The sequence below is a fragment of the Thermodesulfovibrionia bacterium genome, assembly GCA_030646035.1.
GTDB lineage: Bacteria > Nitrospirota > Thermodesulfovibrionia > UBA6902 > UBA6902 > JACQZG01.
On sequence record JAUSMY010000023.1, the window covers coordinates 105318 to 120177 of the forward strand.

The 14860-nt window shown below is 46.6% G+C and carries 9 protein-coding genes; all 9 read right to left on the reverse strand.

The genetic code is table 11. The features are described from left to right. Positions 1-4: 4 nt before the first annotated feature. Positions 5-1876, reverse strand: coding sequence for a tRNA uridine-5-carboxymethylaminomethyl(34) synthesis enzyme MnmG (gene mnmG / locus Q7U10_03405; GenBank protein MDO8281664.1), 1872 nt, complete (start codon positions 1874-1876; stop codon positions 5-7). Between the two features lie 2 nt (positions 1877-1878). Then, on the reverse strand, positions 1879-2790 hold the full coding sequence (locus tag Q7U10_03410) for a lysylphosphatidylglycerol synthase transmembrane domain-containing protein (protein MDO8281665.1): 912 nt from the start codon (positions 2788-2790) through the stop codon (positions 1879-1881). Beyond that, complete coding sequence (locus tag Q7U10_03415) at positions 2774-3718, reverse strand: glycosyltransferase family 2 protein (GenBank protein MDO8281666.1); 945 nt, start codon at positions 3716-3718, stop codon at positions 2774-2776. The genes Q7U10_03410 and Q7U10_03415 overlap by 17 nt, the downstream gene beginning before the upstream one ends. Positions 3719-3733: 15 nt before the next feature. Continuing rightward, a complete protein-coding gene (locus tag Q7U10_03420) occupies positions 3734-5755 on the reverse strand; it encodes a glycosyltransferase family 39 protein (GenBank protein ID MDO8281667.1) in 2022 nt (673 codons plus the stop codon). A gap of 102 nt (positions 5756-5857) precedes the next feature. Next, on the reverse strand, positions 5858-6544 hold the full coding sequence (locus tag Q7U10_03425) for an outer membrane beta-barrel protein (GenBank protein MDO8281668.1): 687 nt from the start codon (positions 6542-6544) through the stop codon (positions 5858-5860). Positions 6545-6593: 49 nt separating this feature from the next. Then, positions 6594-8399, reverse strand: a complete 1806-nt coding sequence (locus Q7U10_03430) for a S8 family serine peptidase (GenBank protein MDO8281669.1) — start codon at positions 8397-8399, stop codon at positions 6594-6596. A 207-nt stretch (positions 8400-8606) separates the two neighbouring features. Then, the gene (locus tag Q7U10_03435) at positions 8607-10880 is read right to left on the reverse strand and encodes a S8 family serine peptidase (protein MDO8281670.1); all 2274 of its coding nucleotides are present in this window, start codon (positions 10878-10880) and stop codon (positions 8607-8609) included. A gap of 40 nt (positions 10881-10920) precedes the next feature. Beyond that, positions 10921-11679: a 16S rRNA (adenine(1518)-N(6)/adenine(1519)-N(6))-dimethyltransferase RsmA gene (rsmA, locus tag Q7U10_03440; protein MDO8281671.1), complete on the reverse strand. Its 759-nt coding sequence runs from the start codon at positions 11677-11679 to the stop codon at positions 10921-10923. Next, on the reverse strand, positions 11676-14795 hold the full coding sequence (locus Q7U10_03445; GenBank protein MDO8281672.1) for a UvrD-helicase domain-containing protein: 3120 nt from the start codon (positions 14793-14795) through the stop codon (positions 11676-11678). Before Q7U10_03445 ends, rsmA begins: the two co-directional genes overlap by 4 nt. Between the last annotated feature and the right edge of the window lie 65 nt (positions 14796-14860).

The following is a 14860-nucleotide window of genomic DNA, read 5'->3' on the forward strand; positions in this document are numbered from 1 at the left end:
TGTATTATGATTTCATTGCCCGTTTATCCCTCTCAACCGCCACCATCAAAAGCGATATTGCCGCAGGTGTGACGCCGGGGATTCTTCCTGCCTGTCCGAGGTTGAGCGGTTTTATCTCTTCGAGCTTGCCGACTACTTCGTTTGACAGTCCGGGGATGCCTTTAAAAACAAAATCTTCAGGTATCTTTACCATCTCTATCTTCTTCAATTTCTCCGCAAGCTCGGCCTGGCGTTTTATATAGCCTATGTATTTTGTCTGTATCGCAACCTGATTGATAATGTCAGGAGAAAGCTCGTTTTTCTGCGGAGACATTTTTTCAATATCAGAATACTCCACCTCCGGCCTCTTGAGCAGTTGGTAAAGGCTGACATCCTCTTTTATCTCTGTGCTGTTGAGACTGATCAAAACCGGATTTGCTTCCTGCGGTTTGACCCTTGTGTGTTTCAGCCTTTTTATCTCAGCCTTTGTCGCTTCTCTTTTGTGATTAAGCAGGCCAAGGCTTTCTTTGTTTATAAGCCCGATGTCATGCCCCTTTTCCATGAGGCGAAGGTCTGCGTTGTCCTGTCTTAATAGCAGCCGGTATTCAGCCCGTGATGTGAACATCCTGTAAGGCTCTTTTGTCCCTTTTGTGACAAGGTCATCTATCAGCACGCCGATGTATGCCTCATCCCTGCCGAGGATCATCGGGTCTTTGCCTTTTATCTTGAGCGCGGCGTTTATGCCTGCCATGAGCCCCTGAGCGGCAGCCTCTTCATAGCCTGATGTCCCGTTTATCTGGCCTGCGAGAAAGAGGCCTTCAATAAGTTTTGTCTCAAGCGAGGGAAGGAGCTGTGTGGGATAGACATAGTCGTATTCGATTGCGTATCCGAACTTGGTTATCTTTGCATTCTCAAGCCCTGCGATGCTATGAACAAACTTTGTCTGCGCATCTTCTGAAAGGCTTGTTGATATGCCGTTTGCGTAATACTCATCAACATCCAGCCCTTCAGGCTCAAGAAAGACCTGATGCCTCTCTCTCTCTTTGAACCGCACAACCTTGTCTTCAATAGAAGGGCAGTATCTCGGGCCGACACCTTTTATAACACCGCTGTAAAGAGGCGAGTCATGGAGGTTGTTAAGGATTATTTCATGGGTCTCTTTATTTGTGTATGTCATGTAGCACGGCAGCTGCGGGTTGGTTATCTCTTTTGTAAATATCGAAATACGTGGCAGCGGGATATCGCCGTCCTGTACGATCATGACCGAGAGGTCAACGCCTTTATGCGCGAGGCGAGGCGGCGTGCCTGTCTTTAGCCGTCCCAGTTTTAACCCCATACCGGAAAGGCTCTCTGACACTCCTAATGAAGGTGGCTCTCCAACCCTGCCAGCGGGATACTGATTCAGCCCGATATGTATAAGCCCGTTAAGAAATGTGCCTGTAGTGATTATCACAGCCTTTGAAAGGTATTCGCCCAAAGGGGTTTTGATGCCAAGGATCTTTCCGTTTTCAGAGATGACCTCATCAACAGTCTCTTCTATTATCTCAAGCCTTTCTTGTGATGCTACAGCTTCCAAAGCATATTTTCTGTATAGCGCGCGGTCGCACTGAACTCTTGTTGCCCAGACCGCCGGGCCTTTGCTTTTATTAAGTATCTTAAATTGTATGCCTGCCTTGTCAGTTATCTTTGCCATCTCCCCGCCGAGCGCGTCTATCTCTCGCACAAGATGGCTTTTTGCCAATCCGCCTATTGCAGGATTGCATGACATCTGGCCGATAGTCTTTGCGCTCATTGTAAAGAGGGCGACGCTCAGTCCCATCCTCGCAGAGGCGAGTGAAGCTTCGATGCCCGCATGTCCGCCGCCGATGACGATGATGTCAAAGTTGTGATTTTCCATTCTCAATTCTTAACTTCAAATTTCTTTGACGGCTTGCTGAGCCTGAAGAACTCAAGTCCGCCTATGAGGCTTACTATGCTCATATTTATAAAGATAAGAAGCGAAAGGCTGAGCGCTTCAACCTCTGTCATGCCTGCCTTGGTAAAGAGGATGAGGAAGCCTGCCTCCCTGATACCCAGCCCGGCGACTGATAAAGGCACGGCAGTGGCAACGGTTATCAACGGGATGAATAAAAAGAAGTATATGATATCCAGGTCGAATCCTAATGACAGAGATAATATGTAAAAAGATGTTATGACGACTGATTGAATTATTAATCCTAAAAAGAGCCCTTTGAAGATGACATCTCCTTTTTTCTTGAACTCCATGAGCGGCTTGTGAAATGTGCTGAGGAACTTTATCTTTCCCCAGTTGATATTCCAGAAGAAGAGGCTTGCGAATATAAAGGTTCCGCAGAAGATTGGAACAAGCCAGAATAATTTAGTCCCTTCTAAATAATTATGCCCGAAGATAAAGGCTATGAATCCTATAATAGCAAGCGCCGTAAGCCCCATATATCTGTCCATGAATACGGATGCCAGTGAAGCCCCTATCTCGCATTTTTCCTTGTAAAGATAATATGCCTTTACCGCGTCACCACCGACAAGGCCGGGCAGAAATGTATTAAAGAAAGCGCCTATAAAATAGAGCGATGCAAGCCTGGAGTATCTTACAAAAGGAGGGAGAAAGAGCGACCATCTCTTAGCTGATATGAATATGGAGCTTGTATATACTGCAAATCCTGCAAAAAATATTGTCAGGTTGGTATGCTTCAGTGTAGCGAGGATATTGTGAATGTCAACTTTCGAGAAGAAGAGATATAGAAGCGTTAAACTGACAAGGAGTTTCAGACCGAAGCTAAGAACCTTCTTCAATTTCAGCTTTCCTCAAAGTGTATATCGGCTTCTTCTGGCTCTCATGATATACCCTTACGAGCAGCTCACCGAGAAGGCCCATGCCTATCAGTTGTATCCCGACAATGATGAGTAGTATTCCAAGGAGAAGGAGCGGCCTGCCTCCTATGGCCTGTCCTGACAGCTTGATGACCGTGAGGTAAAGAGAGATTATCACGCCTGCGGCGCAGGACAAAAGTCCCCACGGCCCGAACGCCTGAAGCGGTTTTGTTGAGAAGCTCTGGAGGAATTTAACAGTAATGAGGTCGAGGATGACATTCATCGTCCTGCCTATCCCGTATTTGGATGTGCCGTATTTCCTCGGGTGATGCGTGGTCTCCACCTCGGCGATCTTCACGCCGTACCAGCTCGCAACGGCAGGGATGAATCTGTGCATCTCTCCGTACAGGTTAATATTCTTCACAACATCCGCTTTATATGCCTTAAGGCTGCAGCCGTAATCATGGAGCTTAACGCCTGTCACCCAGCTTATAAGCCGGTTCGCCATGACAGAGGGAAGCCTTCGTGAGATGAGCTTGTCCTTTCTGTTGCGCCTCCATCCGCTGACTATGTCATATTCTCCTATGAGGGCGAGAAGTTTCGGGATATCTTTCGGGTCGTTCTGAAGGTCGCCGTCAATGGTGACTATCACGTCGCCTTTTGCATAGTCAAAACCTGCTGCAAATGCTGCTGTCTGGCCGAAGTTGCGCCTGAAGCTTAACGGTTTGACATTGCTGTCCTTTTTGGCGAGCTCCTTTATCAGGCTCAGCGTCCTGTCAGTGCTTCCGTCATCGATAAATATCAGCTCATACGCCTTCCCGCCTGCGTCCATGGCAGACTTGAGCGATGAGTAAAGATGCGGGATGCTCTCTTCTTCGTTATAAAGCGGGACAACTATTGATACGAACAAAATATCTCCTTGATCTTAATAGCTCTCAAAATCTTTCTTCAATAAACCTTTGAAATTATAACATTTAAATATGCTGTATTCTCTCAGGACTTTATCGTCTCTTCTGTAAACTGTAAGGATCTCCTTGCTGTAATGTGCAAAAGCGCCCTCAAGCTCCTTTGGAAAGCTCTCATTTCCCATGCTGATAAAGATGGCGTCATAACCCGAAAGTGTTTCAAACCCCTCCCACATATCATACTGGTTCATCCTTCTGCCGAAATTGGCGTTATATGTGACCGGGTGCGACTTCATGTAAAAAGCAAGTTCGCCTGAGACCTGGTACTTGTCGGAAAATATAAAGACCCCTCTCTCGCTTGAAGAGCGCATATCATCGTATATCTCATCTGCCTTGACGCCGAGCTCCTGCCATCCCTGAAGCCTTGAGGTCGGGTCTTGTTTAACAGGCAGGTGTATCAAAGACGGATAATATGTGATTACAGCAAAGATGAGCAGGATTACCAATGAGCTTACTGTTAATATCTTCAGGGCTTTATCGCGCATATCTTTGTTTATAAAATAATCCGCAGATGCGATGAATGCTGTTATATAGGCGTGCATCGCCCAGTTCGCCTGCACCTTTCCCTGAAGGCTCTTTATTAAAAAGAAAGAGAGCACAGGGAACCAGAACCAGAATAGAAAGCGCAGGTTCTGAAGAGCTTTAAATGACCGCCTGTTCTTTGCAGCCCCATACAGCAGCATAAAGAATATAAGCGGGCTTATAACACCTAACTGCGAACCGATAAAATCAAAAAAGTATTTAAATGATATTTTAAAGCCTTCTGAAATATGCGCCTGGCCTGCTGTATGTTTCAATGTGACCCAGTCATTGCCTGCATTCCAGATAATGACCGGGCTGAATACAAGGATGCTGACAAGCAATGCGATATACGGCTCCTTCCTGCTGAACCATCTCCGCTCTTCTTTTGAAAAGAAGAGAAAGAAGAAGCCGCATATATAGAAGAATGCCATTGTATATTTTGTAAGGAGCCCAAGCCCGATACTGATGCCGAGGAGGATCCATACAAAAAGTCCGTGTTCACTGCTTACCGCCTTCCAGAAGAGATAAAGCGAGAGCGTCCAGAAGAAGATAAAAGGAGAATCGATCGTCATCAATATGCCGTATGCTGAAAAGAGAGGCGTTAACTGGATCAATAAACCTGCTGCGCAAGACTTGAGGTGTTTCTTCTCATCATGGGCAAAGAGATCCATCGTCAGCAGGTAAAGGAAGATAGAGCTGAAACCCAGAAATACAGGAGCAAGAAACCTCACTCCAATGAGGTTGTCACCAAGTATCCATGTAGTAGCGGCTATGAGCCAGGCGATCAACGGGCCTTTTGAGTAATAGCTAAGGTCGAGCCTTCTTGCCCACTCCCAGTAATGCGCCTCGTCCGGGCTCATGTCAAGCGGGCCGGTGAATATATAGTAATAACGGAAGAAGGTCAGGGCAAGCAGGGATGTGATGAATATTGTCGCGGCAGGCTTTTCTTTATAACCTTTAACAAACCATTTTTGAAGGTCGATTATCACCCATGCGGTCACGCCTCCCCATATGGCTCCGGCTAATACATCAGAAGGATAATGAGCGCCGATATAAATTCTGGAGAAGGCGACGAGCATAGCTAAGGTAAAAGTTGCAAAAGCCGTCCGCCTGAAGAAATGCGCAAATACAGCTGCTATCGCAAATGAGTTCACCGAGTGGCCGGAAGGAAATGAAAAGGAACTGCCGCATGCGGTAAGGAGCCTTATGCCTTCAAGCGCATGGCACGGCCTCGGCCTTTCAAAGATATGTTTGAGGATGTTTGCGCTCGAATCACCAAGGGCAAATGCCAGAACGCAGAGAGAGAGGACAAAGAGCGTCTGCTTCCTGTCTTTAAAAAATTCATAACTGACTATCAGAAGAAAAGGCAGATAAGCCCTGTTAGAGATAAAAGGCATTATAAGGTCAAAGAAGCTGTTCTGCATGGAATTGTTTATGAAGAAGAAGAGGGATGTATCCATCGGATAATTTTATATGGAAAGAAGGACAATGTAAACAGAGCGGGGCTGCCGTTGAAAAAAACGGCAGCCCCGCTAAAATGTATAGCTGTAAATGCAGCTGTTTTAGTAATGCCACCTCATGCCTGTGAAGAAGCTGCTTCCGCCAACATCAAGGTCATGCTTTGAAGCGGAGGAGCCCATGGCATCAAGCACCTTATCGTCGGCGTTATCAACTGTAAGCGATGTGTACTTGTATTCAACAAAGATACTTACAGGGAAGCTTGTGTTGCTGTTGTCAAAGAACCAGTCGATGCCGGCAAGGCCGTGGTACCCTAATGTATTGGCGGTCTCACTCTCATTAAAGACAGCCGGGCTTGTGTCTGAATAATCAAAATCTACCCATGTGTGGTAAAAGTCAATACCGCCGCCTATGTAAGCCTCAAAAACCCTGTTGAGAGGGATATGGAGTTTTAAGCTCGGAGAAATATAGAGGTTATCGATGTCGACTTTGGAATTATCACCGGCAGAGAAGACGTTGCTGTATGTAGATTTTGAGCTGTTGTAACCCACAGGGATCTCGATACCAAGATTAGGCGTGAGCATTCTTTCATATGACAGCTCAAATGCAAGGCCGTTATAGTCGGCAGCATCAGCTCTCCAGAAATCCATAAAGTCGCTATCCGGATAAACATGGCCTCCTATCTTTAAGGCTATGCTGTTATCCTTTGATAACCGGTCCGCCTGTTGTGCGTACCCCTGGCTGCAGATAAGAAGTAAAGCTGACAATGCAAAAAAAATGGTCTTTTTCATAATACCGAACTCTCCTTTTTTAAGATTTTAGGTTTAATGATCTGGTCAATTAATTGGCAACAGACCTGGTTCTTCTCTTCCATATAATAAAAGCCAGAACAGCCAGCGCTAAAAGAAACGCAAAAGGATATTTAACACAGTAAACAACAGGCGTCAGTATGATCCTTGAGATAAGCATCAATGAACTGTGATGCGATATAAAATCAGCTGCCGGCGGCGAATATGTGTAATACACTTTGACAAATTGCCTTCCTAATGAGTTTGTAAGCAGGTGCATGTCCCTGAACTTTTTCAGCACCTCAACCTCAGGCGCAAGGTAGCTGCCGTATGCAGCGGTTGCTATGAAACATCCGCCGGTTCCGCCTCCGCTCGGGTTAAGTGAAGGTGCAAGCGGGTCTACGCCTAATGCATCTCCAAGCTGTATCCTTCTTTCTTCAGTCATCGGGCCTGAGCAGACAGGAATTTTGTCGCTGGCTGTTACAAATGCTCCTGTTGAAGAGAGGGTATTCAGTACCGCGTCTACTGTTGCGGCAGGGTTTTCATCTTTTAAAATAGCCCATGTGCCTGCTGCATGCGGCGCTGCCATTGATGTGCCGCTCCACGATGCGTAGCTGTTGTCAGCCGCTCCTGTTGAGGAATAGATATCAACGCCGGGCGCCCAGAGGTCCAGAAGCTCAGGATGCCAGTTTGAGAACCATGCCTCAGCATTATTGTCAGCAACAGCTCCGACTGCGATGGCGGATGAGACACATGCCGGTGCAGAAATACCGTCGCAGAAGCCGTCATTTCCCGAAGAGACAATGGTTGCTATATCAGCGCTGCGGAGGTTATCTATGGCAAGTTTATACTCGGCATATGTTGTGTCGCATGATGTTTGGTCAGAAAAGGACTCGCCGCTAAGGCTCATATTTACTGCGGCTATGCTGTAGCTGCCTCTGATCGAGTAGACATAGTCAAGCCCTTTGATGACATCAGAATCAAAAGCAATAACACAGTAGTCAACTCCATTACATTCATTCACACCCTGTCCGGAAAAGCGTGAAAAGACCTGTACATCGATTATGTCAGAGTCCTTGGCAACTCCCTTGAGAATAGGGGCGTTTCCCGTGGCTATACCGGCTACATGTGTTCCATGGTCATAACCTTCGAAATTACTTGGATGATGAGCTGCTGCGCCTGAGGCGATCATCTCATTCAGGCCGTTAGGGCAGTGGCCTCTTGTATCAGAGAGTTCCTGGCCGTTGGCAAAACATGCTTCTACAATATTCTTGCCTGTAAACATCTGATGGCTCTTCCTGATCCCTGTATCAAGAATGGCAACATACCATCCTTCACCTGTATATCCGGCTGCCCATGCCGCGTCTGCGCCTATTATGTTGACGGTGTTGTTAAGAGTGGTTTTCACAATACGGTCTTCAGATATCCTGGTCACATTCGGGTCAGCTTCAAGAGCTATCAGGCTATCAAGTGTGACGCTCATCGCAAGCAGGGGGAGGGTCGAATATGTATGAGTCACATTGTATGAGGTGGAATAACTGCCCAATTGGGATATCACTTTATCTGCAGTAGAGCTTATCTGAGCAGATAATGTAAGGTCAGCATCCGGAACCCCGAAAGTGCTCTGCCCGGGCCTGACGGCCTTGACACCGGTTGAGGCCCTTGTCAGAGAATTTATACCCAGAACATCGAGCGTCACCAATATCTTTGCATAGCCCTGGCTCTGAATGGTTGATACAATCGCGTTTCGGTTCAGGGTCTTATCCGCATCTGCTGCGCTGCTCTCTCTGACTGCGCAGATCGCAAAGATAAAAAAGCATAATAGTATGGCCGGTAATATTTTGCGGTTATTAAACATGGCATTCTCCTGTGTTTATTTTTTGATTATCTTAATTTAAGGGCCTGCTTTTACCTAAGATTATACTCGAAATGTCTTCAGAATGCGCAAGTTTTTTCATGCCGCAGGAGTAAGGAGCGGCAGTGTTTTGCAGCGTCCCTCATTCCTGAATTCATGCCGACATTTTCATAAATCTTATCAGCTTATCGGGGTGACTGCAAGTTTTGTTCAGGAAATCGACTCTCTTTTGGTTTTAGGCAAAAGAATTGTTATCAGCAGAAGAATTGAAATAAAGAATATGGATGAGGCAAGAGGGTGTTTTACGATCAATATGACAGGAAGCAGAAAGGCCCTTGTGATAAACTTCAACCCTTCATTTTCTCTAATAGTATCAGCAAGAGCAGGCGAGTATCTGTAGTAGAGCTTTACAAAGCTTCTCCCCAAGGTATTTGTCAGAAGATGCCTGTCCCTGAAATGTTTTAATATCTCAACCTCAGGCGCAAGATAGCTTCCATATGCCGCGGTTGCTATAAAACATCCGCCGCCACCTCCCTCACCGCCGCCACCCCCACCGCCTGTGTCCACGGTTGCCTCAGCCGCCTGAACCGCATTAAAGGCGTTTAATCTGCCGCCGGTCAGTACCTTGCCTGTGAGGCTTGCGGCGGTATCCACATTGTTGAGGATAATATCCTTGACCTGAAGATTGGTGAGGTTAGGATTGACTGCGAGTATAAGCCCTGCAACTCCTGAGACGTGCGGCGTTGCCATGGATGTGCCGCTGTAATTATAGTAACTATACCCGCTAATGGTTATATCACTCATTTCAAGCCTCACATTGTCAATATAAACACCATCATAAACAGTATCAATATCTGTGTCCATCCCGAAGCCGAAACAGAATTTGTCATAAGTCTCGGCAACAGGTGTAAGGTCTGCTTGATCATTAAGGACAAATAGTCCGTTTGTATCCCCTGTCCTGTAGTCTATCCAGTCCCATGCGGCATTATCACATATTCCATCATCGATGCCGTCATTATTAACATCAGTATCAGTATATTTTATATCCAGGAAGTCCCACCCGTGTTCAAGTTCCCCCTTCCAGTCAAATTTAAGCGTATAACGCTTGCCGTTGGCAGAAGTTATCGGGGTCATGTAGCCTGCTGTTGAGAGTGTATCGTTTTGATAATTTGCGCCAGGAGGACTGTCCTCAAGGCTGTTGCTTACTCCGGCCCCTGTTCCTGCAGTTACTGCCCAGGTGAAGTTAGTGCCAAATCTGCTCCATCCCTGTAGTGGAAGGGCGCCTGTTGTACCTTCAAAGCCGAGAGAATCATATACAGTAACAGGTGCTCCGTAGCTGTATTGCGGTATCGTGCTGTATATGCTTACACCCGGCGCCCCGAGGTCAACAGTTGTTGGGCCGTAGCTTGAAAAGGACGCGAGCTTGTCCTGATTGTCTGTGGCTGCTACAGCGATTATGTTATTGCTATCGTAGCTCGCAGGATATGTAGGGCTTGTGTCATTGCTTCTGCTTGTATTGCCAGCGGCAAAGACAAATAAAACATCTGACCCATATATCTCTATCGTATCTTCAAGAGAATGAGAAAAGCCGCCGCCGCCCCAGCTGTTGTTAATTATTCTTGCGCCGTTGTCAACCGCATACTGGATAGCGAGTATCGCGTCGGATGTGGTGCCGCTTCCGCTTAAGCCTAAGAAACGGAGAGGCATTATCTTTGCGTTCCACATTACCCCTGTCACCCCGAGCGCATTGTTGCCTTGCGCCGCGATCGTGCCTGCGACATGAGTGCCGTGTTCATTTAGGTCAAAAGGAGAGCCGTCATGCTCAACAAAGTCCCAGCCGCGACAGTCGTCGGTATATCCATTGCTGTCATTATCAATACCATCTCCGCATTCACCGCAGTCATCTATGAAACCATTGAGGTTATCGTCAATGCCGTTAGTACAGTTACCATTTGCCACTTCAGCGTTGTTTATCCAGATATTGTTAGAAAAATCAGTATGGTTATACGCAACGCCTGTATCCACTACAGCGATTATCACGCTTTCTGAGCCTTTAGTCAGGTCCCACGCTTCAGGGGCGTCAATATCAGCGTCAGAGGTACCGCCAGATTGTCCGGTATTATTCAGCCCCCATAGCTGGGTAAATGATGTGTCATTCGGCGTGACGGCAAGAGTATGCACAATATAATTCGGCTCGGCATACTCGACATTCGGGTCTTCTTTATACTTCATGACCGCATCTTCAACGCTCATTCCAGCAGGAAGTTTCATGTGATGTATCTTGAGCCTGCTGAATTCTCCTTTTGGGGTGGCTTTCAAGACAGAATGAACATTCTGCATACTCCTGACGTCAGCGATGTCTCTGAATTTTACAAGCACTTCTCCGGGGACATACTCAGGTTCGGAAGCAAAGACATTATTATATGCAAGGTTGGTGATGGCAAGGATAATTAAGGCAACGAGAGACAGCGCGGATTTTTTCATTATTTTATTATAGCATTGCATTGTCTGTGGAAGAAACAGTTTATGTCAAGGCATCAGAAAGCCTTGCAAAGTCTTCTATGCCAAGGGTTTCTGCCCGAAGTCTCGGGTCGATGCCGGATTTATCCAGCGCATCTTTTATCCCTTCAAACTTCTTAAGGCCGTTCAGTATCGTCTTTCTCCTCTGTGAAAACGAGGCCCGGACGATCTTTAAAAAGAGCTCTTCATTCTTAATGTTAAATCTGGGCACGGATGATACCTTGAAATGAAGCACTGCTGAATCAACCTTTGGCGGAGGGGAGAATGCCTTTTTTGAGACACTGAATTTAAGCACAGGCTCTGTATACAGCCGGGTTGTAATTGAGAGAACGCCGTACTCTCTGGTGCCGGGTGACGCTGTTATCCTCTTTGCGACCTCTTTCTGCATGAGCAGCGTCATGGACGGCATCTTCTCTTTATACTCAAGCAGTTTAAAGATAATAGGGGTAGTGATGTAATATGGAATATTGGCAACGACCCTGAAATTTCCCTTGATATCTTCATACGGAAACTTAAGCGCGTCACCCTGAACTATCTCGACATTCTTTCTCTCTGCAAGCTCGTCTGTAAGCCTCTCGATAAGCCTCTTGTCAAACTCTATAGCTATTACCTTTTTAGCCCGCTCCGAAAGTATCCCTGTCAGCCTGCCAAGTCCCGGGCCTATCTCAACAACCGTATCTTCATCCGTAACACCGCTGCAGTCAACGATCTTGTTTAAGATATTCGGGTCGAATAAAAAATGCTGTCCAAATGGGCGTTTCATACCTCTCTCACTTCTCCCGTATACGTAAAAACAATAAACGACCTGACCTTGTCTGTATTAAATATCTTCTTCACTGCCTTTTTGTAGATATCAAGCTGGAATGAGTGCTCTTTCACAAGCTCTTCCATCTCATCATCCGCAACCGGGAATGTCTTGTAGTCATAGATATTGTAAACATCGCCATCTTTTATTATCCTGTCTATTCTGCCCCTGTAGACAGAGTTCCCTGATTCAAGGACAAACGGGAGTTCGGTAAATGAATCCTTTACAGGCTGAATGATGCTCTGCCATATGCCTTTCTCTTTAAGAATCTCGACTGTCTTATTTATCTCGGCTATGCCGTCTTCAGCATCAGCCTCATTCATCTCTCCGGATATGAAGAGCCTCTTTGCCATATCCGCTATCTTGTCATCTGTTAAATCACCTTTGGATATCTTCTCAAATATCTCATGCATTATCTCGCCGGGAACCGTTGTCTTGCCGCTGTACCGCACAGCTCTCTTCATGTCTCCGGTTACTGTCTTCCATTCTTTCTCAGCTCTCGCAGGCGTTGATATGAACTCCGCGTGAGGATGCCTTTTCTTAATTCCGGCAGATGTTTTAATGGAAGGGGCTGTTATTGCTGCTCCGTCAATAATTGAGAGCCCCGGAATATCTTCATTAACTTTGTAGCCGTCATCTCTCTTCTCAAGCCCTATTCCATCTTTCAGATAAGTGAGAAAGCTCTTGCCTCTTTCTTTCCATGTTGCGACAAGAAAGAGCGCCTCCTCAGCCCTTGTCACGGCAACATAAAAGAGCCTCTTCTGCTCCTCTTCCTCTTTCATCAGATGGAGCCGGAAGTCATTGTCATCATTTCTTATTGCAGATTCCCTTATTGTCTTAAAAAAGAACTTCCCGTCTCTTTCATACACAAGGCTCTCATTGCTTCTTAAAGTGAACTGGTCTTCGATAGCGGGCAGAAAGACAACCGGGAACTCCAGTCCTTTTGCTGTATGTATCGTGAGTATCTTTACCGCGTTCATCCCTGCTGTATTAACATTCGCCTTCGGCTCATCTTCACGGTCTATCGTCCTTTCAAGGAACGCCCTGATCTTTATAAGAGGCCTGCCGCCTGATTCCGTCTCTTCCATGATCCTGATGAACTTCTTTATATTTGCGCGCTGCTGCGGTTCGTGATAATAACGCCACGCACCCGTCTCGACAAGGACGCGCTCTATCAACTCGGCAAGCGGTGTCTCTTTAATCGCCGAGAGCCATTGCTGAAGAAATACTACTGGTGGCGTTTTCCCCTCTATCAAAGCCAACTGTAGGTGCCTTAAGCAGAGATTAAGGGGTGTGTTCATCTTTCCAAACAGGCTATCTCCTTGATTGCTTATCAATTTAAGGATACTGCCTTCATCAATATTGAATAGCGGGCTTTTAAGCAGGACATAGAGGCTGTAATCATCTTTCGGATTTGAGAGGAAATAGACCAATGCCCGGAGTACCGCAACCTCAGGCTCCTGATAAAAGCCGATCCCTTTTACCGCGATAAAAGGGATGTTATGCCTGATCAGCGCTTCCTCATATTTTTTCAGATGGGTTCTCTTCCTGAGGAGTATGGCGATGTCGGCATGCGTGCATTCTCTCTGAACGCCGGTCTTTCTCTCAGTGATACGGAGATTCCCGACAAGCCCCTTTATCCTCTTTGCCATGACATCCGCCTCCATTTCTCTCTGAAGCGATATGCCCTCATCCCGGTCTTCAAGCATTATTATCTCTACGCTTCCATCGCCTGTCAGGTTCTTTCTGCGGGCTTCGAATTCGCCGTATTCTGTCATCCATGCGGGCGAGGCGTTATCAGCAGACATTATCTTTGAGAAGAGGGCATTTGTGAATTTGATGATAGCAGGCGCGCTCCGGTAATTCTCCTTCACCTCTTCATAGTGAAACTCATCTCCGAGCCATTCAGAGAGCTTCTCCTTTGCCCTGCGGAATATCTCGACATTGGCGCCTCTGAAGTAGTATATCGACTGCTTTCTGTCGCCTACCAAGAATACCGTCGGCTTTATGCCCTCGTCTCGCTTTGCGCCAAGGCCTGAGCGCCACTCCTCAGTAAGCCTGTCTATCACAGCCCACTGGAAATTATTAGTATCCTGAAATTCATCCACGAGTATATGGTCTGTCTTCTCGTCAAACGCGTAAAGTATGTTCGCCCATTCAGGCTCTTCGGTGAGCATGCGGTACGCGATATATTCAAGGTCGCTGAAATCAAGGAGCGATCTTGAACTCTTGAGAAACTCATGCCTCTTAAGACAGCTGCTGAATATCTCCCTTATCCGCAATGCCCTGTTTGTGTACTCCTGAAGCTTTCTCTCCTTCCAGAAGTCGTGCATCTTCACTGCCCACTCCTTATATTCAGCTATTCCGTCAAGTCCCTTCGGAGTTTTTTTGCGCGGCGCTTTTTCCTTTGTCAGGAAGTGATCTTCAAATCCCGCCATCTTTTCAGTTTCTCTCTCATTGAAAAAATCACGGTAGCCGTCTATGGCTTCTTCCGCGCCTTCCCATGAGAGAAGTTCATTGATCAATTGCGGCATGTCAGTTGATTCATACACAGGAACTGTCGCCTCAAGAGAGAACGGCCTCTTCTCATAAAGGTAATTGACTGTATCACTGAGATTTGCAAGCCCTCTGAAGCCCTTCTCGCCTATCGTATGGAGAAAGAGCTCATGATTGCCGTCGCCGGTTCCGGCCTCCATAAGGAGTTCATAAATTATCTCTTCCCACATTATTCTTGAGTCTATCGCATTCTCAACCCTGTAGTTTGCGTCTATGCCTGCCTCGAATGAGAAGCGCCTCAAAAGCGTGCCGCAGAAAGAATGGATGGTCGAGACGCGCATGAGCGGCATCTTATCAAGCAGGGAATCAAAGAGGCGGCTGTCCTCTGCCTTCAGTATCGTCAATATCCTCTGCTTCATCTCAGCCGCAGCCTTTTCAGTGAATGTGACAGCGAGTATCCTCTCAACTCCTGCCCCGCTCTTTAAGAGCGCTATATATCTTCTTGCGAGCTTCTCGGTCTTGCCCGAACCCGCAGGCGATGAGATGATGACGCTTTTATCTGTGTTGAGGTAGGTCATGTAACTATTTAATCCATTATTTTAAATGCAAAGAGTTTGTCATTCCGGCTTGTCCGGAATCTATG

What these genes read in the sequence shown, in the direction of transcription:
- mnmG (MDO8281664.1), bottom strand. Translation starts at nt 1,876, where the DNA reads ATGGAAAATCACAACTTTGACATCATCGTCATCGGCGGCGGACATGCG.
- Q7U10_03420 (MDO8281667.1), bottom strand. Translation starts at nt 5,755, where the DNA reads ATGGATACATCCCTCTTCTTCTTCATAAACAATTCCATGCAGAACAGC.
- Q7U10_03425 (MDO8281668.1), bottom strand. Translation starts at nt 6,544, where the DNA reads ATGAAAAAGACCATTTTTTTTGCATTGTCAGCTTTACTTCTTATCTGC.
- Q7U10_03430 (MDO8281669.1), bottom strand. Translation starts at nt 8,399, where the DNA reads ATGTTTAATAACCGCAAAATATTACCGGCCATACTATTATGCTTTTTT.
- Q7U10_03435 (MDO8281670.1), bottom strand. Translation starts at nt 10,880, where the DNA reads ATGAAAAAATCCGCGCTGTCTCTCGTTGCCTTAATTATCCTTGCCATC.
- rsmA (MDO8281671.1), bottom strand. Translation starts at nt 11,679, where the DNA reads ATGAAACGCCCATTTGGACAGCATTTTTTATTCGACCCGAATATCTTA.
- Q7U10_03445 (MDO8281672.1), bottom strand. Translation starts at nt 14,795, where the DNA reads ATGACCTACCTCAACACAGATAAAAGCGTCATCATCTCATCGCCTGCG.